This is a genomic window from Streptomyces sp. H51, assembly GCF_035656535.1.
GTDB lineage: Bacteria > Actinomycetota > Actinomycetes > Streptomycetales > Streptomycetaceae > Streptomyces.
In genome coordinates, this window is sequence record NZ_JAYMHD010000051.1 from 349699 (window position 1) to 368951 (window position 19253).

The 19253-nt window shown below is 70.8% G+C and carries 14 protein-coding genes and 2 pseudogenes; 3 read left to right on the top strand and 13 right to left on the bottom strand.

Annotated elements, in window-relative coordinates; genetic code table 11:
• Positions 1-82: 82 nt before the first annotated feature.
• From VKA29_RS18375 to VKA29_RS18420, 10 genes are all read right to left on the bottom strand, one after another.
• Positions 83-2677 (bottom strand): collagenase, encoded by a 2595-nt coding sequence (locus tag VKA29_RS18375; protein WP_324786920.1) that lies wholly within the window; start codon positions 2675-2677, stop codon positions 83-85.
• A gap of 320 nt (positions 2678-2997) precedes the next feature.
• Entirely contained in the window at positions 2998-4011 is a 1014-nt protein-coding gene (locus VKA29_RS18380; RefSeq protein ID WP_324786921.1) for an ABC transporter ATP-binding protein, read from the bottom strand.
• Positions 4008-5069 carry an ABC transporter ATP-binding protein gene (locus tag VKA29_RS18385; protein WP_324786922.1) on the bottom strand — a complete coding sequence of 354 codons (1062 nt, stop codon included), beginning with the start codon at positions 5067-5069 and terminating at the stop codon, positions 4008-4010. The genes VKA29_RS18380 and VKA29_RS18385 overlap by 4 nt, the downstream gene beginning before the upstream one ends.
• A gap of 2 nt (positions 5070-5071) precedes the next feature.
• Entirely contained in the window at positions 5072-6058 is a 987-nt protein-coding gene (locus VKA29_RS18390; RefSeq protein ID WP_324786923.1) for an ABC transporter permease, read from the bottom strand.
• On the bottom strand, positions 6055-6939 hold the full coding sequence (locus VKA29_RS18395; RefSeq protein ID WP_420718523.1) for an ABC transporter permease: 885 nt from the start codon (positions 6937-6939) through the stop codon (positions 6055-6057). The genes VKA29_RS18390 and VKA29_RS18395 overlap by 4 nt, the downstream gene beginning before the upstream one ends.
• Positions 6940-7011: 72 nt before the next feature.
• Entirely contained in the window at positions 7012-8757 is a 1746-nt protein-coding gene (locus VKA29_RS18400) for an ABC transporter substrate-binding protein (protein WP_324786924.1), read from the bottom strand.
• A gap of 353 nt (positions 8758-9110) precedes the next feature.
• Positions 9111-9815, bottom strand: a complete 705-nt coding sequence (locus tag VKA29_RS18405) for a GntR family transcriptional regulator (RefSeq protein WP_324786925.1) — start codon at positions 9813-9815, stop codon at positions 9111-9113.
• Positions 9816-9939: 124 nt separating this feature from the next.
• Positions 9940-11385 (bottom strand): Xaa-Pro aminopeptidase, encoded by a 1446-nt coding sequence (locus VKA29_RS18410; protein WP_324786926.1) that lies wholly within the window; start codon positions 11383-11385, stop codon positions 9940-9942.
• A 133-nt stretch (positions 11386-11518) separates the two neighbouring features.
• Positions 11519-12994, bottom strand: a complete 1476-nt coding sequence (locus VKA29_RS18415; RefSeq protein WP_324786998.1) for an aminopeptidase P family protein — start codon at positions 12992-12994, stop codon at positions 11519-11521.
• Positions 12995-13014: 20 nt separating this feature from the next.
• Positions 13015-13518 carry an ATP-binding protein gene (locus VKA29_RS18420; protein ID WP_324786927.1) on the bottom strand — a complete coding sequence of 168 codons (504 nt, stop codon included), beginning with the start codon at positions 13516-13518 and terminating at the stop codon, positions 13015-13017.
• A 334-nt stretch (positions 13519-13852) separates the two neighbouring features.
• On the opposite strand from VKA29_RS18420, the gene VKA29_RS18425 reads away from it, so the two are divergent.
• On the top strand, positions 13853-14824 hold the full coding sequence (locus VKA29_RS18425; RefSeq protein WP_324786928.1) for a LysR family transcriptional regulator: 972 nt from the start codon (positions 13853-13855) through the stop codon (positions 14822-14824).
• Positions 14825-14920: 96 nt separating this feature from the next.
• Here the strand turns inward: VKA29_RS18425 and VKA29_RS18430 are convergent.
• Positions 14921-15323: pseudogene (locus tag VKA29_RS18430) on the bottom strand (TetR/AcrR family transcriptional regulator); the annotation flags it as partial.
• 4 nt (positions 15324-15327) lie between these two features.
• Between VKA29_RS18430 and VKA29_RS18435 the strand changes: the two are divergent.
• Both VKA29_RS18435 and VKA29_RS37040 read left to right on the top strand, forming a co-directional pair.
• Positions 15328-15465 (top strand): annotated as a pseudogene (locus VKA29_RS18435) (2,3-dihydroxybiphenyl 1,2-dioxygenase); the annotation flags it as partial.
• Positions 15458-15631 (top strand): hypothetical protein, encoded by a 174-nt coding sequence (locus tag VKA29_RS37040; RefSeq protein ID WP_420718518.1) that lies wholly within the window; start codon positions 15458-15460, stop codon positions 15629-15631. The pseudogene VKA29_RS18435 and the gene VKA29_RS37040, both read left to right, overlap by 8 nt.
• Before the next feature lie 144 nt (positions 15632-15775).
• Here VKA29_RS37040 and VKA29_RS18440 read toward each other — a convergent pair whose 3' ends face one another.
• Both VKA29_RS18440 and VKA29_RS18445 read right to left on the bottom strand, forming a co-directional pair.
• Entirely contained in the window at positions 15776-16864 is a 1089-nt protein-coding gene (locus VKA29_RS18440; RefSeq protein WP_324786929.1) for a sulfite oxidase, read from the bottom strand.
• A gap of 104 nt (positions 16865-16968) precedes the next feature.
• Positions 16969-18933 carry an ABC transporter ATP-binding protein gene (locus VKA29_RS18445; protein ID WP_324786930.1) on the bottom strand — a complete coding sequence of 655 codons (1965 nt, stop codon included), beginning with the start codon at positions 18931-18933 and terminating at the stop codon, positions 16969-16971.
• Between the last annotated feature and the right edge of the window lie 320 nt (positions 18934-19253).

Here is a 19253-nt window from a genome sequence, read left to right on the forward strand (position 1 = left end):
CGTGCCGCCGCCGCCCGGGGTATCACGGCCGGGCGGGGGGAGCCGCCCGGCCGTGAGGTGGGGGAAGTACCGGGGAGACCCCTCAGTACTGGGTGGTGACGGTGACTCCGGAGAAGCTCTGGTTCGCGTAGAGGGTGATGTAGTTGTAGCCGGCCGGCGGGTTGGTGATGGTCAGGGTGTGGCTGTTGCCCGCGCCCGTCGCACGGCTGGTGTAGCTGGTGGTGGTGGCCCAGCCGCTGCCGCTGTAGTAGAGGTCGGCGTCACCGGTACCACCGGAGGTGGTGATCTTCAGCGAGGTCACACCGGCCGGCAGGTAGACGTAGAGGTAGTCGTTGTTGCCGGTGGTGGCGGTCCGGTTGCTGCGCTTGCAGTTCTGGCCCAGCACCCGCGTGTCGGGGTCGGTGCACTCGGTCACGGTGCCGCCGCCGCCGACGGTGACGGTCTTGGTGACGGAGTTGGTCGCACCGTTGTTGTCGGTGACGGTGAGCTTGACGCTGTAGGAGCCGGCCGTGGTGTAGGCGTGGCTCGGGTTGGTCGCCGTGGAGGTGGCACCGTCACCGAAGGTCCAGGAACGCGACGCGATGGTGCCGTCGGCGTCGGTGGACTGGTCGGTGAAGCTGGCCGTCAGGTTGCTCACGGAGAAGGTGTACGCCGCGGTCGGGGCCTGGTTGGTGCCGCCGCCACCGCCGCCGCAGTTGCCCGCCGCGCAGGCGGCGAGGAAGGTGCGGAAGTCGGCGTCGTAGCGGGTGCCGATGGTGCTGGTCAGGTAGGTGCGGGCGGCGTTCCAGTTACCGGTGCGGTAGTAGCCGAGCACGGTGGTCATGTCGGAGGGGTGCTTCTCCAGCATGTACCGGACGGCGAGGTAGCCCCAGCGGTAGATCCGCGTGGTGTCGTTGCTGTAAGTGGTGTCGAACAGCGTGCGCAGCGAGTACGTGCCGTAACCGGCCTCGGTCATGGCCTCGTTGTAGGTGACACCGCGGTAGGAGTAGGAGATGTACTCCGCGAAGCCCTCGATCCACCAGACGGTCGGCGTGGTGACGTTGGCGTTGAAGTCGCCGTACATGTCGAACCGGCCGTCGAGGTAGTGCGTGTACTCGTGGTTGAGGTTCCAGATCTGGAAGTCCGGACGCAGCCACTCGGCCTCGTAGGCGATGAAGCGGGGCTGGTTGCCCGCCGCCGCCGGGTCACCCTCGAGGTACATGCCACCGTTGTTGGTGTCGATCCCGTACATGGCACCGGCGTACGTCTGGTAGTCGGTGCTGGAGTCGAAGACGACGACCTCGATGGTGTTGTTGTTGTCGTTCGCGACCGCGCCGCTGTCCTTGACGACGCTGTGGAAGTACGCGTCCTGGTTGCGCAGGCTGTTGCAGGCCCAGGACAGCTCGCTCGCGGTCATCTGCTGGGCCTTGATGACGATGCTGGAGCTGCAGTTGTACGTCACCGTCAGGACCGAGCTGGTCAGCTGCTGCTGCAGGTTGCAGGTGCCGTAGTAGGAGCAGTTGGCCTTGTCGTAGTAGTCCGTCATCTCGGCCACGCCGACCCAGAGCGGGGCGGTCGTGCCCTTGATCGAACTCGAGTTGAGCAGGCCGGCCGCCAGCGGACGGACCTTGGTCTGCAGCCCGGTCTCCTGGAGGAACCTGCCGAGCTCACGTCCGGCGTTGGACGTGAGGTACGACTGGTCGGTGCCCAGGAGCGAGAGGTGGCCGTTGGCGAAGTTGTACAGCGAGTCGATCAGGCTGGGGTCCGACTGGACCGCGCTGACGAACGCCGGCACCTGGTGGCCGCGGAACGTCACGGTGTAGACGTTGTTGGCCGCGTTGAGCATCCACCAGGAGGTGTTCCAGGAGGAGTTGTAGTTCGCCAGCAGCCGCTTGAGGACGTAGATGTAGCGGGCGTTCTGCTCGGCGCTGTCGATCAGGGTGACGGCCTCGGCCAGGGTCTCGCCGTTGGCGTCGGAGACGTCGCCGGAGTGCGCGCTGGCGAAGAAGGCGTCCAGACCGGCACGGATGGCCGTCTCCAGGGTGGTGCCGTAGGTGCCCACGTCGGTGGCGTTGTACCAGTGGACGTAGTAGCCGGCGCGCAGGTACAGCACGAGCTGCGGCATCCCGGTGGTGCCGTTGCCGGGGTAGGACGCCGAGCCGTCACGCACCGCGTAGGCGACGCTGGCCATCTGCGACTCGTTGAACGCGTAGTAGGCGTTCGTGCCGGTCAGGCTGAACAGCGAGTTGACGCAGTCGGTGGTGGACGCCTTGATCTGCGTCACCAGGGCGCTGCCGGTGCGGCTGGTGAAGTCGGAGACGTTGCACGTGGCCGCGGCGGCGAGACCGTTCTTCCCGGCCTTCTTCGTGCCCTTGGTCTTCGCCGACATGGAGGGCCGGACCGGCATTTTCTCGGGCCGGCCGTAGGGCGTCTTGAGCGCGTTCTTGCTCGCTCCCAGCGGCGGCAGCTGGGACGCCTTGAGCCGCCCCTTGCCGACATGCTCGGTCTCGGCCGTGGCGGACTGCGCCACGGGCGCCGGACCTGAGTGCTTCGCGCCTCCGGCCGCCGCGTGCGCGGCGGACACGGGGGTTTCCGTCCGAGCGCTGGCCGGCTGCGCGAGCAGGCCGACGCCCATGGCGAAGGTCAGGGCCAGCGGCAGCGCCGCACCGAGACTTCGCCGGACGAGTGACTTTCTCACTACGCCTCCCATGAGGATTCGGACCACCCGTGGGTGGCCTATGGGGGATGAGGGTTCGTGGTGCCGGGGAGGGCCGCGCCGTCGATCCGACGGGGGCTTCGACCGATGTCGTTATTGACATGACCACGACCTGTGACATGTACCATTGCACACGTGACATGGTCCTGGGAAGGTGTCGGCCGGAATCCGGTGCTGCCAATTCGCTTGCAGCGATGGGGAGTTGGCTCCGCGGGAGGAAACGGGCTGATGAACGCGGGGGCGGGTCCGGAAGTCACCGGACCCGCCCCCGTGCTCCTCGTCCGGCGGAACCCGTCGTCCGGCTAACCGTTCTCGGGGAAGTGGCAGGCCGCCTTCCGGGTCCCGGGACCGACGGCCGCCAGAGCGGGCCGCTCGGTACGGCAGATCTCCTGCGCCTTGGGGCACCGTGGGTGGAAGGCGCAGCCGCTGGGCGGCGCGGCCGGGCTCGGCGGATCGCCCAGCAGCACGATGCGTTCACGGCTGCGCTCCGCGACGGGGTCGGGGAGCGGGACGGCGGACAGCAGCGCCCGGGTGTAGGGGTGGGCCGGCGTCTCGTACACGTCCCGCTTGTCGCCCACCTCGACGATGCGGCCGAGGTACATCACCGCCACCCGGTCGCATATCCGCTTCACGACCGACAGGTCGTGGGCGATGAACAGGAGGGCCAGGCCGAGCTCCTGCTGCAGGCGCTCCAGCAGGTTGACGATCTGGGCCTGTACGGAGACGTCGAGCGCGGAGACCGGTTCGTCGGCGACGATGAGCCGGGGGCCGGTGGCGAGGGCGCGGGCGATGCCGATGCGCTGAGCCTGGCCGCCGGAGAACTGGTGCGGATGACGGTCCAGGTGTTCCGGGCTGAGGCCCACCAGGTCCAGCAGTTCCGCGGCCTTGTCGCGTGCGGCCTGGGCGGAGGCGCCCTGGATCAGCAACGGCTCGGAGATGATGCGTGCGACGGTCTGCCGGGGGTTGAGCGACGCGTACGGATCCTGGAAGATCATTTGCAGGTGCCGCCGTGTCGGTCTCAGCCGGCGCTGCGGGACGTGCGTGATGTCCTGGCCGTCGAAGGCGATGGCGCCGGAGGTCGGCTCCAGCAGCCGTACGAGCATCCGGCCGGTGGTGGACTTGCCGCACCCGGACTCGCCGACCAGCCCCAGCGTCTCGCCCGCCCCCAGGTCGAGACTCACCCCGTCGACCGCCCGCACCGGAGCCGCGGGACGGCCGACCCTGCGCCGGCCGGGAAACGTCTTGGTCAGATCGCGTACGGAGAGCAGCGCGGAATCGGCCGGTATCGCGGGGGCCGGGGCGTTCGGTCGGGTCATCGGGTCTCCTCGGCCGGGATCTGGGTGCCGTCGCGCGGCGTGGAACGTGCCGGAACGCTCAGGGGCAGGTGGCAGGCGACCAGCCGGCCCGGCGCGTAGTACGCGACCGAGGGCCGCTCCTCGGCACAGCGGAGACGGGCGGCCTCGTCGGCTTCGGCCCTGCGGGGACAGCGCGGGGCGAAGGCGCATCCGGGTATCGGCGCGGCCAGGGACGGCGGGCTGCCCGGGATGGCGCGCAGCGGGGCGTCGTCGGGGTCGTCCAGCCGCGGCAGCGAGTCGAGCAGGCCGCGGGTGTACGGATGCGCGGGCTTGCCGAACAGGTCGTCCACCGGGGCCTGTTCGGCGGCGCGCCCGCCGTACATGACGAGCACGTCGTGCGCGACGCGGGCCACCACCCCCAGATCGTGAGTGATCATCAGGACGCCCAGCCGCCGCTGCTGCTGGAGCCGGGCGACGAGTTCGAGGATCTGCGCCTGCACGGTGACGTCCAGGGCCGTGGTGGGCTCGTCGGCGATGAGCAGGTCGGGTTCGCAGGACAGCGCCATGGCGATCACGGCTCTCTGGCGCATGCCGCCGGAGAACTGGTGCGGGTACTCCCTCGCCCTGCGCGCCGGTTCGGGGATGCCGACCTCGCCGAGCATGTCCACGGCCTGCCGGTGGGCCGCCCGGCGGCCGGTGCCGAAGTGGCGGCGGTGCGCCTCGGCGATCTGCTCGCCGACCGTGTAGGCGGGGTGCAGGGCGGAGAGCGGGTCCTGGAAGACCATGGCCATGCGCCGGCCGCGCAGCCGGCTGAGCTGCCGGTCGGTCAGGGGGAGCAGTTCCTGTCCGGCCAGGGCGATCGAGCCGCTGACCCGGGCTCGCCGGTGCAGCCCCATGACGGCCATCGACGTGACCGACTTGCCGGACCCGGACTCACCGACCAGCCCCAGGGTGCGGCCGGCCTCGACGGTGAAGGAGATCCCGTCGACCGCCCGGACGGTTCCGGCCGGGGTGTCGAACTGCACGCGCAGATCGCGTACGCGCAGCAGTGGTGCGTCGGTTGTGGTGCTGGACGGCACGGCTAGTTCCTCACCCTCGGGTCCACGACGGCGTACAGCAGGTCGATGACGACGTTCGCCGCCACGATGAAGAAGGCGGCCAGCAGCGTCACGCCCAGGACCACGGGCTGGTCGGAGCGTTGCAGGGCGTCGTAGAACAGCCGGCCCACCCCGGGGATGCCGAAGATGGACTCGGTGATGACGGCTCCGGCGAGCAGGGCGCCGAGGTCCATGCCGAAGATGGTGAGCACCGGCATCATGGCGGACCGCAGGCCGTGTTTGGCCACCACGGTGTACTGAGGCATGCCCTTCGCCCTGGCGGTGCGGATGTAGGGCTGGGCCATGGCCTCGATCATGGAACTGCGGCTCTGGCGGGCGTACATCGCCGCGTACAGCAGGGCCAGCGCGGTCCAGGGCAGCAGCAGGTTGGCGGCCCATCCCAGCGGGTCGTCGGTCAGCGGGGTGTAGGTGGGGTAGGGCAGCAGCCCGCCGACCCGGACCAGGCCGTAGATCAGCATGACGGCGGTGAAGTAGACGGGGAGCGAGGCCGTGGCGACGGCGCCGACCATGAGCGTCCGGTCGAGCAGTCCGCCCTTCTTCAGGGCGGCGGTCACCCCGGCGCCCAGCCCCAGCACGAGCCACATGCAGGCGGCCCCGAAGGCGAGCGAGGCGGAGACGGGCAGCCGGTCCATGAGCAGGTCCCACACCGGCAGGGCGTTGTCGTAGGAGTAGCCCAGGCACGGGAAGCCGCAGTGCAGCGCGTGCGGCCCGCTGCCCAGGTCCCGTCCGGCGAAGATGCCGACGACGTAGTCGCCGAACTGGCGCCACAACGGCTGGTCGAGCCCCATGTGGTGGCGCACCTCCGCCAGCCGCTCCGCGCTGCACGTCTTGCCGCAGGCGGCCGCGGCCGGGTCGGCGGGCAGGAGGTAGAAGATGACGAAGGTGACGGCACAGATGGCGAGCAGCACGCCGGCCACGCCGAGGCATCTGCGGAGCAGGTAGGCGGTCACGAGCGGCCTCCCTGGGGATCGAGGATGTCGCGCAGCGCGTCGCCCAGCACCGTGAAGGCCAGCACCGCGACGAAGAGGAAGGTGCTCGGGATGAAGAAGTACATGGGGTCCGTCTCGTAGTAGGCGACGGCCTCGGCGATCATCTGACCCCAGGAGGAGGTCGGCGGGCGCACGCCCACTCCGAGGAAGCTCAGTGCCGCCTCCGTGCTGATCATGCCGGGGATCAGCAACGTGGTGTAGGCGATGATGGGCCCGGAGATGTTGGGAAGGACCTCGCGGGTCAGGATGCGCCACGGTCCCGAGCCGGCCACCCGGGCCGCCTCGACGTACTCCCGGTGGCGCAGGGTGAGGGCCTCGCCGCGCACCACGCGGGCGATGCCGGGCCAGCCGAAGACACCGATGACGGCGGTCATCAGGACGACCCGGTTGACGTCCTGCGCCACGGACATCATGGCGATCATGAAGATGAGCGAGGGGAAGGACATGGTCAGGTCCATCAGCCGGCTCAGCACGGTGTCGACGCGGCCCCCGAAGTAGCCGGCCGCGATGCCGGCGGCGGTGCCCACCACGACGACGATCGCGGTTGCGGCGAACGCGATCAGCAGCGAGACCTGGGCTCCGTGCACCACGCGCGCGAACAGGTCGCGGCCGGTGGCGGGCTCCACCCCCAGCCAGTGCTCTGCGCTGATGCCGCCGAGCACTCCGCGGGGCATGCCCCCGAGGTAGGGGTCGATCGCGTCGCTGTCGAACTCGGTGGGTGACCAGCCGCCCAGCCGGCTCAGCAGCGGGGCGGTAAGGGCGACCAGGACCAGCAGGGCGACGGCGACCAGGGCGATCCTGCTGCCCCGGTCACCCCACAGCTTGCGCGACGTGGCCCGCAGCGGATGCTCGGGCAGGGCCGAGGGCCCGGTCTGCGCGGTGGTGTCCAGTGTGAAGGTCACGACGGCTCGTCCTCAGCCCTTGCTCTTCGAGGGGTCCTTCAGACCGATCACCGCGAAGTCGAACTGGCCGGTCCAGGCGGCGTGGCCGAAGGCTCCGGCGATGTTGTCGCCGACCAGCAGGGGCTTGCGCTTCCACAGCAGCGGAACGGCCGGCGACTTGCGCTGGATGACGGTGTCGAGGCTGATCCAGGCCTGATTGGCGCTCGCCGCGTCGGACATCGCGGCGATCTCGTCCATGCGCTTCTCCACCGCCTTGTCGCGGAACTGGGAGACGTTGCCCTGGTTGCCCTTCTCCTTGATGGTCCGGCCGTCGAACACGAAGGGCAGGAAGGTGGAACCGGACGGGTAGTCGGGGCACCAGCCGCTCATCGCCATGTCCGGTGCGTGCTTGGTGTCACCGATGGTGTCGTAGTAGACCGACGGGTCGACGGTCTGGATCTGCAGCCGGACCCCGACCCGGGACAGGCTCTGCTGGAGCGCCTCGGCCCGGGTCTTGTCGCCCGTCGACACCGTGATCGTCGTGTCGAAGCCGTTCGGCTTGCCGCCCTCGGCGAGGAGCTTCTTGGCCTTGGCCACGTCGCCGGTGGCCGACTGTCCGTAGACGGCGTCGGGGTGGCTGTCGCCGGTGAGGGCCGGCGGGAGGTAGCCGGTGGCCATGTCGTTCAGGGCGGGGCCGCCGCTGGCGGTCACCTGGGCCGACTTGTCGACCGCGTACTGCATCGCCTGACGCAGCTTCAGGTTGTCGAAGGGAGCGCGGGAGGTGTTCAGGGCGAGCATGTCGGTGCAGCCGGTCTGCTCGGCGGACAGCCTCTTCTTGACCTCCGGCCGCGGCAGCACCTTGGCGATGCTGGACGGCTGCATGTCCGACCACTCGACGGCGGAGGCGTCGGCGCCCGCGCTGGCGATGATGCGGTCGTCGATCTGACCGCCCTTCAGGCCCTGCTGCACGACGATCCGGTCGGGGTAGGCCTTGCGCACCGAGTCCGTGGCCGGGTCCCAGTGCGTGTTGCGGACCAGTACCAGCTTCTTGCCCCGCGCGTAGCTTTCGATCTTGTACGGCCCGGAGGAGAACGGGCGCAGGTCGTACTGGACGCCCTTCTCCCGCGATTCGGGCACGGGGGAGAAAGTGGGCAGCGTGACCGTGTAGGAGAACTCCGCGACCGGTCTGCGCAACGAGAAGACGATGGTGCGGTCGTCGGGAGTCTTGATCGAGTCCAGGTGCTTGCCCCGCAGCGGCCCGGTGTAGCCCTCGGTGCCGGCCAGGTACCGCTGGGCGTAGTCGGGACCTCCGACCAGGTCCGGGGCGAAGGAACGCTCGACGTTGTACTTGACGTCCTGGGCTCTGATCGGGGTCCCGTCCTCGTACTTCAGACCGGGCTTGAGCGTGAACGTCCAGGTCCGGCCGCCGTCGGAGGACTTGCCGAGGTCCGTGGCGAGATCGGGGACGATCTCACTGCCCTTGTTGCCGGGGGCGGCCTTGAACGTGGTCAGCGTGCGGTAGAGCAGGCGGCTGCCGAAGTCCATGGTCGGCATCACCCAGTTCCGGGCCGGGTCCAGGTGGCCGAAGTCCTGGTTGGACAGCACGGTGAGGGTGCCGCCCTTCTTCGGGGTACCGCCGATGACCGTTCCGGTGGCGACGCCGGGCCTCTTGTGCTCGTCGGAGCCGCCCTCGTCCGACTGATTCGTACAGGCGCCCAACAGGGCCAGTGCGAGCGAGGCGCTCAACGAGGCGGACAGGGCACGCATGTGACGGCTCATAGCCACTCCTTGCTGATGATGGCGGGAACCCGCCTGTGAGGTGTGACGCGTAACGTAATAATGTGAAATTGCATAGCCAAGGGGTATGACGTCTCGTTATCGAGTCGTGTCCGATATCCGGAACGCGGGCTGCCGAGTCGGGTGACGCCGTCAGGGCACGACGGCGCGACCGGGCGGACCGGCGGGTCTCACGGCCCGGGGAAACGGGCCGTCCGGAACATGGCTATGGGTGATCGGGTATGCGGAAAAGTCCCCCGCGTACCGCAGACGGTCTGCGGAGCGGTGGTGTGTCTGTGGCCCCTGTGGCGTCCCCGTCGGCGGCGTGCCGCCGACTTCCGGGGGTGGCCGGCGCCCTACCTGCCGATTCGGAGAGCCGACGCGTCGGCCACGGCGTCGGCCTGGCCGTCCGCCCACAGGGTGCGGACGTGCGCGAGGTGGCGGCGCATGCAGTCCTCCGCCTCCTGGATCCGGCCGGCCAGCATCAGGTCGAGGAGTTCGACGTGCTCCTGAGCGGAACCCTCCAGGCGGCCGGTCTGGCTCAGGCTGCCCAGTCCGAACAGGCGTGACCGCTTGCGCAGGTCGGCCACGACCTCCACCAGATGCGGGTTGCCGGCCAGGGCCAGCAGCTCCAGGTGGAACCGGTGATCCGCTTCCAGGTACTTCAGGACGTCGTGCCCCTGGGCCGCTGCGACGATCTGCTCCGCCAGCGGACGCAGAGCCTCCAGCTGCTCGGCGCTCGCCGTCGCGGCGACGCGGCCCACGGTGGGCACCTCGATCAGGGTCCGGATGTCGGTGAAGTCGTCGAGGTCCTTGTCGGTCATCTCGGTGACGCGGAACCCCTTGTTGCGCACCGCCTCGACCAGGCCCTCCCTCGCCAGGTCCAGCATGGCCTCACGCACCGGGGTGGCGGAAACACCGAGTTCCGCCGCCAGTGTGGGGGCCGAGTAGATGACACCCGGACGGAGTTCACCCGCGATGAGCGCTGCTCGGAGGGCATTGGCGACCTGATCGCGCAGATGGGTCTGGACGGAGATCGCCTGCGACTTGAGATGAGGCATCTTCGCTCCTCCGAGAACCAGCCCTATAAAACAGCGCAATGACCTCCCACTATACAATGTCACGTTGCTCCACCTTGCAAAGATCGGTTCCAGGCCCCGGGGCCGCACTCGGGCGGGCGGGGAGTCAGCGCAAGGACGCCATCCAGGCCTCCACCTCGTCCGCGCCGCGCGGCAGGCCCGAGGACAGGCACGTGGCTCCGTCGGCCGTGATCACGAAGTCGTCCTCGATCCGTACGCCGATGCCGCGCAGCTCCTCGGGCACCGTCAGATCGTCGGGCTGGAAGTAGAGGCCGGGTTCGACGGTCAGGACGTGTCCTGCCTCCAGGACACCGCCCAGGTACGTCGCGTCGCGGGCGTCGGCGCAGTCGTGGCAGTCCAGACCGAGCATGTGGCCCGAACCGCACAGCGTGTAACGGCGGTACAGGTCGGCCCCGGAACCCGAAGCCGCACCGCCGGGCGGCCGCAGACCCCAGGCATCGAGCCCTTCGCCGATGACGCGCATGGCGGCCTCGTGGAAGTCGCCGTACCGGGCGCCGGGCCGCAGTGCGGCGATACCCGCCGACTGGGCGGCGAAGACCAGGTCGTAGACGCGGCGTTGGACATCGGTGAAGCGGCCGCTGACCGGCAGCGTCCGGGTGACGTCCCCGGTGTAGAAGGAGTCCGCCTCGACGCCCGCGTCCAGCAGCAGCAGGTCCCCGTCCCGCACCGGGCCGTCGTTGTGCATCCAGTGCAGGACGCAGGCGTGCGCCCCGGCCGCCGCGATGGTCTCGAAGCCCAGACCGTGACCGCCGAGCCGGGCGCGCCGGTTGAAGGTGCCCTCGATCCAGCGTTCCCCCCGCACCAGGCGAGTGGCGTTGCCCAGCTCGCCGACGACGTCGTGGAAACCGGCGACCGTGCAGTCCACGGCGGCACCCAGCTGGCCGACCTCCCAGTCGTCCTTGACCAGCCGCAGTTCCGACAGGAAGGTGACCAGTTCGGCGTCCGCCTGCGAGGCCGGCGGCACCAGCGCGTCGACGTGCGCGTCCTCACCGCGCAGTACGCGGGTCGGTACCCTCCTCCCGAGAGCCCGCTCCAGGTCGTCGCGCGCGGCGACCTCCAGGCCGAGGGCGTCCGCGGTCTCCGACAGCGATCTGCGCCGGCCGATCCAGAACTCCCCGTGCCGTCGGTCGCCGTAGAACTCCGCGCCGTTCCGGCCGCCGTCACGCGGCGACCGCGGCCGGACGAACAGGGTCACCGAGTGTCCGTACCCTGTCGGTTCGAAGACGAGGACGCTGTCGGGGACCGCCTGCGTCCCCTGATCGGCGGTGAGATGGACGAAAGCGGAGTGCGGCCGGAACGTGTAGTCGAAGTCGTTGCTCCTGACCTTCAGCCCGCCTGACGGGACGACGATCCGCTCGCCGGGAAACCGTTCGGACACCGCCGAGCGCCGCTTGGCCGCGAACGCCGCACCCAGCAGGAGCTGCGGCTTGAGGTCCGTGTTCGCCCAGCCTCCCTGGAAGGCGCCGGCCGGGGTGGCCGGCGCGTGAGGCTCGTCGTCGCCCGTGTCGGAGGCGTTGCCCTGCTCCTGCATCGAGAGGTCTCTCCTGTGTCGTGTCGTGGTTCGGCTGCACGGCTTCTGCTCTGCAGCGAAGATGCGGTTGACCGGGGTCGTGCCGACGCCGTCCCCGGAGGCCGGCCCCCGCGGGGGAACGCGGCAGGGCACGTCAGACGCGCAGCCGGGACATCCAGGCCTCCACCTCGTCCGCTTCCCGCGGCAGGCCGGCCGAGAGGTTCTCGTTGCCCTCCTCGGTCACCAGGATGTCGTCCTCGATCCGTATGCCGATGCCCCGGTACTCCTCGGGAACGGTCAGATCGTCGGCCTGGAAGTAGAGTCCCGGCTCGACGGTGAGCACCATGCCCGGCTCCAGCGTGCCGTCCACGTACATCTCGGTGCGGGCCTTGGCGCAGTCGTGAACGTCCAGGCCGAGCATGTGGCCGGTGCCGGCCAGCGTCCAGCGGCGCTGAAGTCCGAGTTCGTACGCCTCCTGCGCCGACCGGTCCCCGAACAGGCCCCAGGCGGCCAGGTGCTCGGCCAGAACCCACTGGGCGGCTTCGTGGAAGTCCCGGTACGCGGCACCCGGCTTGACCGCGGCGATGCCGGCCTCCTGCGCCGCGTACACCGCTTCGTAGATCTTCCGCTGGAGCGGGGTGAAGCGCCCGTCGACGGGCAGGGTGCGCGTGATGTCGGCGGTGTAGAGATTGCGGGTCTCCACTCCGGCATCGAGCAGCAGAAGATCGCCGGGACGGGTCTCGCCGTCGTTGCGCACCCAGTGCAGGGTCGTGGCGTGGGGTCCCGCCGCGCAGATCGACGCGTAGCCGACGTCGTTGCCCTCGATCCGGGCACGCGTGAAGAACGTGCCCTCGATGAGGCGCTCGGGTGTCGGTGCGGCGGAGCTGAGGGCGCGGACGACGTCCTCGAAACCCATGGCCGTGGCCTCGCAGGCGAAACGCAGATCGGCGATCTCCCACTCGTCCTTGACCAGACGCATCTCGGAGAGGGCCACGCGGAACTCGTCGTCGTGCTCGGCCGTCACCTTCCCGTCGAGCGCCGAGTCGATACCCGCGTCGTAGCCACGCAGCAGGCGGACCGGGCCGTCGGCGGTGCCGAGCCGCTCGGCGAGCGTGCGGACGTCGCGGCAGGGCAGACCGAGCAGCTGCTCGTTCTCGGCGAGGCTGTTGCGGCGGCCGTCCCACAGCTCACCGTGATAGTCGAGCCAGAACTCTCCGCTCTCCCGGTCGGAACGCGGGAGCAGGTACGCGATCGCCCGGTGCCCGCCGTACCGGCCGGGCTCCAGGACCAGCACGGCGTCCTGGGACTGATCGCCGGTCAGGTAGACGTAGTCCGACGAGGGCCTGAAGGGGTAGGCCGTGTCGTTGGCGCGGACCTTCGGGTTGCCGGCCGGGATCACCAGCAGCTCACCGGGGAACCGGGCGGACAGCTCCGTCCTGCGGCGTGCCGTGTATGCCGCCTGCGCGATCGGTTCGAGGCCGCGGCGCTCCGTGTCCGCCCAGCCCTGCCGCATGTTCTCGGCGAGTTCGACGCTCACCCGGCCGTACAGACCGTTCTTCCGCGCTCTGCTCTCATCCGTCTCTGCGGCACTCTCTGCGGCAGTCTCCGCGGCCGTCTCTGCAGCCACCATCGCCTCCTCGGACGTACGGGTCATGGACATATCTCGAACAGGTTCGACAGCAGCCGTTCGCCGGCGGCCGTCACCGACCAGCGCGCATCCGGGGCGCTGCCGTCCTGAGTGCTCCGCCCGGCAGCCGGGGCGGGGCCGGTCGACACGGGAAGAACCGCCCAGCAGCGCTTGCCGGAGTCGGTGCGTTCGACGCCCTGGAACAGACAGAGGGTTTCTATGAGGAGAAGGCCGCGTCCACGCTCGTCGTCGACCGCGGCCGCACTCGGCTGCGGAAGATTCCGGCTGCCGTCGAGGACCGCGATGACGAGGAAGCCCTGCTCCAGGGACACCTCGACGGTCATGGGTCCGCCCGCGTGCTGGAGGCCGTTGGTGAGCAGCTCCGAAGCCACCAGTTCTAAGCGGGAGAACAGTTCCTCGTCGGACGACGCGCCCCACGACCTCACCGTCGCGGAGATACGGTGGCGAGCGCCGTGAACCGCCGCCGGGGTCGCCTCCACGGTGAAGCGGACCTGGGTATGAGGCATGTTTGTCTCTCCTCGAAGATGAGGCGCTTCGGCGGTCACCGGATGCCACAGCCGTCGGGGCGCACGAGTACTCCTCACGGCGAAGGGACCGCCACGGGGATGCCCGAGTCACCGGGAGCAGACCCGCTCCACCTCGGCGGGACAGGACGTGCAGTGGAGAGTTCCACGACCGGCTCCGCGGGGACAACGGGCTGAGGCATAAGAGAAGGAGCGGACCATGCATAACGCGCGGCGCCCGCGGGCCGTACTGTTCGGACCCGGGACGAGGAGTGCCGCGTCCGCCGGCTCGCGCGCATAATGGACCCCGTTTTCTGCCGCACGACGAGGTGAACCGATGGAACTGGAGTTGCGTCACCTGCGTGTGCTGTGCGCGATCGCGGATTGCGGGAGCGTCGGCCGGGCAGCCGTCGCGCTCGGATTCACCCAGCCCGCACTGAGCACGCAACTGCGCCGCATCGAGCGACTGCTCGGTGAGGGGGTGTTCCTGCGCAGCAGTACGGGCGTGCGGCTGACCGCCTATGGTGCGGAGGTCGTGAGCCAGGCACGCGAGATCCTGGTGCGTGCCGACGCCCTCGGGCGACGGCGTACGAGCTGCCCGACCACAGTGGACGGCACGCTCCGCCTCGGTGCCACCAACACACCGATCGTGCCGACGCTGCTGAACGCCCTGCGCGATGCCTGCCCGGACCTCAAGGTCTCCGTGTGCAGCGTCTACGCCACCGGGGAACTGCTCGGTCTGCTGGAGGCCGGCGAACTCGACGCCGCGCTGGGCGTCGACTACCCCGGACTGCCCCTGCGGCACTCCTCCGCTCTGGCGCATCGTGCCATCAACACCGTCCCGATCTTCGTGGCCATGAACGCCGACCACCCACTGGCGCACCGCGTCGAGGTCCCGCTGGAGGAACTGGCCGAGGACACCTGGTTCGTCTCCTCCGACGACGGGGTGGGCTGGCCCGGCGCCTTCTACGACGCCTGCCAGGCCGCGGGTTTCATGCCGGCCGGCACCCACGAGTTCCACGTACTCGACCAGTTGCAGTCCATGATCGCCAGGGGACTGGGGGTGACGGTGGTACAGCCCACCGTGCGCCCCATCGACGGGGTGGTGGTCAAGCCCCTGGCCGGGGACCCGTTGTGGCAGCGGCACCTGCTGATCTGGCGCGGTGAGGCCGTCGAGGCATCCGTGGTCGAGGCTGTGCATCACCACGCTGTCCGCGTCTACCGCGAACTGCTGGCCCAGGCCCCGCACCTGCAGAGATGGGTGAACCGGGCCTACACCTCCGCACGCCTGCCGAGCGGGCTCGGGTAGGGCTGTCGGCGATCCCTGCCCCGCCGGCGATCCGTGCCCCGTGGGCGATCCCCGCCCCGCCGGCGATCCGTGCCCCGGCTCCGTTGCGTCCGGCTCTCACCGGGCGAGGCCGGGCAGGGGGCGCCGGGCGACCTCGTGGGCGTCGTCCGCGGAGAGGCCCAGCATGCGCAGGACCGTCTCGGCGAGGTGCGACGCCGCCTCGTCCCCGTCCAGGTCGGGGCGGGAGGACTTCAGCTCCGGCAGTGACAGCAGCGTGCCGCCCAGCGCGGAGAGGGCGACGGCGGGTTCCACGGCGCTGAAGCGGCCCGGAGGCGATCCCGCTCGCCAGGTCGCGCCGGGCCCGGGAGGACCGGCCGTTGTCCGTGTGCGGGCAGCCGAGTCCACGGCGGCGCAGCACCTGCATCAGCTCCGGGTGGGAGCCGGTCATCCGGGCGCTGAGCCGGAAGCCGGCCGCGACCAGTTCCGCCGGGTCGTCGTTTCCCGCGAGGTGTTCGTCGAAGGCCGCCCGGGACTTCGGCTTCCGGATCGCCGCCCGCGGTGAGAGCGGGCTGTGGCTGCGGGGCAGTTTCGCCGGCTCGCCGTGCACGGTGACCCGGCGCGGGCGCACCTCCCGAGATCCTCGCCCTGCCACCGATGCGTCGGTCGGCCGCGCACGCGGGTTTCTCCGTCCCGGCCTACCGGGTGATCGGGGGCCTCGAGGTGGCAGGGGCCGCCGCAGCCGCCGTCGGCCCGGCCGTACCGCCACTGGGCATTCTGACCGGTGCCGGGCTGCTGCTCATGCCCGGCTGCTCATGGCCGGCGTCGTGATCACCCACGCGCGACGCGGCGACGGGGTGCGCGCCCTCGCCCCCGCGACCGTGTGCGCCCTGCTCGTCACCGCCTGCCTCACGTCCCTGCTCACGACGCCCGGACGAACCCGCGCCACGGCGGGATCGGCGAGGCCGCCCCGGTTCAGCGGCAGGTGACGTGGACGCAGGCCCAGGAGTTGTTGCCGTAGCCCCGGGGATTCCACAGGGAGCGGGGGGATTCGGGCATGAGCGCGCCGGTGCTGTCCCACGCCCGGGCGGTCACCTGCCGTTCGCCGGCCGCCAGGTCGAGCGTGGTCCGCCAGAGCTGCCAGACCCAGGGGCTGTCCGCGGGGTCGAGTTCGGCCTGCTGCCAGTTGCTCCCGGCGTCGGCGGAGACGTCGACGCGGGCGACGGTGCGGCCGTCGCCCGCCAGGGCGTAGCCCATGATCTCCGTGGGCCCGGGGGGCAGTCGGGCGCCGTCGTCGGGGGCGAGGATGTCGCAGTTCACGGGGAACGGGCCGAGGGAGATGCCGGCGCCGGGTCCGGCCTGGGCGGGATCGGCTCCGGCCGGCAGGATGCGGTAGGCGGTCGCCTGGAAGTAGCCGGCCGAGGGCTGGGACCGGGCGGTGATCCGCGTGAGCCATTTGACGCTGCGGGCGCCGATCCAGCCCGGCACCACGGCACGCAGCGGCCCGCCGTGGACGCGGGGGAGCGGTGCTCCGTTCATGGCCCAGGCGAGCAGCACTTCCGGGCCGAGGGCCTTGGCGGCGGGGATCGAGCCGCCGTAGGGCTGGGGCGGGTCGGCCTGCCGCGAGACGTCCGGGGCGCCGAAGGCGATGTGCGCGGCCTGGGATCCGAGGCCGGCCTCGGCCAGAACGTCGCGGAGCCGGACGCCGCTCCAACGGGCGGTGGCGGTGGCGCCGGGGCCCCAGCGAGCCTCGCCGGGGATGTCGCGTACCGCGGCGAGACCGGCGCGCCGGTTGCCCGCGCACTGCAGGGTCGCCCTGATCTCCACCTCCCCGAACCGCTCGCGCAGCTCCCGCAGGGAGAGTTCCAGCGGGCGTTCGACCAGGCCGTCCACCCGCAGACGCCACGCCTCCGGGTCGATGTCGGGGATCGGTCCGTGGTTGCGGCTGAAGAAGACGCCGACGGGGGTCTGCCGCTCTCCCGCCAGCGCCCCGCGCGGCGGTTCGGCGTTGAACGGCTCCCGCTCGTGCACCACCATGTCGTCCCGCTTGCCCCACAGCTCCATGCGGGACGCCTACCCGCAGCCCGCGGCCGAACCCTCGCGCGCGGGGGCGATGCCCCCCGGCCGGGCGCATGGCGCCGGCCGGGCACGCGGCACCCCGAGGCCGGTCAGGCGGGATCCACGACGGGGGGTGCGGCGGGTTTCGGGATGCCAGCGTCGGGCGCGTACTGGGCTGCCTGCGCGTCGAACATGGCGGCGTAGCGGCCCCGGGCGGCCATGAGTTCGTCGTGGGTGCCGTGTTCGGCGAGGCGTCCGTGGTCGAGGACGTAGATGCGGTCGGCGTGGCGGACGCCGGACATGCGGTGGGTGACCAGGACGACGGCCCGGTTCGGGGCGGCGAGGCGGCGGATGCGGTCGAAGGCCTGGATCTCGGCCTCGGGGTCGAGGGCGGAGGTGGGTTCGTCCACGATCAGGACGCTGTCCGCCCGCGATGTCGAGCTGCGCCAGTGCGTGCGGGCGAGACCGACTTTCTGCCACTCCCCGCCGGACAGCTCGATGGCGCCGCGGAACACGCGGGCCAGCAGGCTCCGCAGGCCGTCGGGGAGTCTGGCGATGACCGGTCCGGCTCCGGCGTAGTCCACCGAGGGCTGCAGGTCCTGCGGCGTGGCCGCGTGGGCGGGGCGGCCGAGGCGGATGTTCATGGCCGCGGTCATGGGCCAGCGCTGGAAGTCCTGGGTGAGCAGCGAGACACGTTCGAACAGCTGGGAGCGGTCGAGGTCGCCGATGTCCGCCCCGCCCCACCGCAGGGAGCCGGCCTGGGGCAGCAGCAGACCTGACAGGATCTTCATCAGCGTGCTCTTGCCGGAGCCGTTCTCACCGACCACGGCGGTGACCGAGCCCATCGGCAGGGTGAGGGACACCTGGTCCAGGGCGTCCGTGTCACGGTCGGGGTAGCGGTAGGTGACGCGGTCGAGGACGATCTCCGCGACCCGCTCGGGGACCGGATCGCCCCCCTCGGGGATGGTGCGCCGCGCCGCCTGGACCAGGAACCGGCCGTGGTCGCGGACGTAGAGGGATTCCTCGTGCAGCTGGTTGATGTTCATCACCAGCGCGCCCAGGCTCGCCGACCCGGTCCGGACCGCGATCACCGCGGTCCCGGCGATGGCGAGGCTCATGTGCCCGGCCGTGATCAGCCAGAACATGGCCCCGTACGTCGCGGCCATGGCCAGGCCGGACAGCGCGGACGCGACCCATTCGGTCAGGGCCTTGCTGGAGGCGAGGCGTTCCTGTTCGGCCTCCGCGCTCTCGGCCATGCGCTCGTAACGGCCGAGCAGGAAGGCGCCGACGCCGTGCAGGCGGACCTCCTGGGCGGCGCCGCGCTCGGTGAGCAGGTTGCCGATGAGCCGGCCGGCCCGCACGTGCTCGATCCAGCTCATCACCGACACGTACCGCTCCTGCGCCACGCGCATGGCGCCCCAGCCGCGCGGGGCGGCGATGAGGATCAGCATGGGCAGCAGGACCGGGTGGAGGACGGCGAGCACACCGGCCGTGGTGACCAGGGAGATCAGGCCGTTCAGCGCCGCTACGCAGGCACCGATCATGCGGCGGGCGGACGCCGGACCGTACTGGGCGACGTCCACCAGCCGCCGGAAGTCGGGGTCGTCGATGGCTTCCAGTTCGACGCTCGTGGCGGCGGCCAGGTACTGGGTGGTGGCGATCCGCTCGACCATCGGCTCCAGGCGCCCGGCCCGAGAGGTCGACCAGGCGGAGAGGACGGAGTTGACCACCCCGATGGCGGCGACGGCCAGCAGGCCGGGCAGCAGCGAGTGCAGCCGCTGGGCGGCGTCGCCGCTTCCGGCGAGCAGGGCATGCATGACGGCGTTGAGGGCGAGCAGGCCGACGGCCGCGGCGATGCCCTGGCCGAGCTCGCTGGCCGCCACGGCGAACAGCGCCCGCCGGTCGGCGCTCCACGCCAGGCGCAGGGTGGCGCCGACGAGGGACGGCATGGAGCGCAGCGCCGACACCATGGTGAGGTCCAGGCCGGCGTGCTCGTGGTGGGACCAGCCCATGTCGTAGCGCAACGGCCCGCCGAACAGCTCCTGTTCGGCGTCGGAGACCCGGGGTTCGGCCATCTTCACCGGACCTGAGAACCTCTTCACCGGGCGCCTCCCGAGGTGGGCCAGTTCAGGGCCCGTACGACGGGCCGTGGGTGAGCGTGCGGAAGCTGGCGGCGGCGTGGGACGGCACTCCGGCGTCCGTCGGCACCCGGAACATCCTTCGCGTCCGTCCGGCTCGGCGTCGTGCGGTTCGCCTGTCCGGGACCGCGCCACGGACACGAGTCTGTTGCAGACGGCTGTCCGGCAGGCTCGGTTCGCGGAAGTGTCACGCTTCCGGGGCGAGTTCCCGCCATGACCGATCGGGCGTTCGGACGCGCTGTCGGAACCGGCCGACA

Coding starts and splice junctions, on each gene's coding strand:
- VKA29_RS18380 (WP_324786921.1), bottom strand. CDS start 4,011: ATGACCCGACCGAACGCCCCGGCCCCCGCGATACCGGCCGATTCCGCG.
- VKA29_RS18400 (WP_324786924.1), bottom strand. CDS start 8,757: ATGAGCCGTCACATGCGTGCCCTGTCCGCCTCGTTGAGCGCCTCGCTC.
- VKA29_RS18405 (WP_324786925.1), bottom strand. CDS start 9,815: ATGCCTCATCTCAAGTCGCAGGCGATCTCCGTCCAGACCCATCTGCGC.
- VKA29_RS18410 (WP_324786926.1), bottom strand. CDS start 11,385: ATGCAGGAGCAGGGCAACGCCTCCGACACGGGCGACGACGAGCCTCAC.
- VKA29_RS18415 (WP_324786998.1), bottom strand. CDS start 12,994: ATGGTGGCTGCAGAGACGGCCGCGGAGACTGCCGCAGAGAGTGCCGCA.
- VKA29_RS18420 (WP_324786927.1), bottom strand. CDS start 13,518: ATGCCTCATACCCAGGTCCGCTTCACCGTGGAGGCGACCCCGGCGGCG.
- VKA29_RS18425 (WP_324786928.1), top strand. CDS start 13,853: ATGGAACTGGAGTTGCGTCACCTGCGTGTGCTGTGCGCGATCGCGGAT.
- VKA29_RS37040 (WP_420718518.1), top strand. CDS start 15,458: ATGCGTCGGTCGGCCGCGCACGCGGGTTTCTCCGTCCCGGCCTACCGG.
- VKA29_RS18440 (WP_324786929.1), bottom strand. CDS start 16,864: ATGGAGCTGTGGGGCAAGCGGGACGACATGGTGGTGCACGAGCGGGAG.
- VKA29_RS18445 (WP_324786930.1), bottom strand. CDS start 18,933: ATGGCCGAACCCCGGGTCTCCGACGCCGAACAGGAGCTGTTCGGCGGG.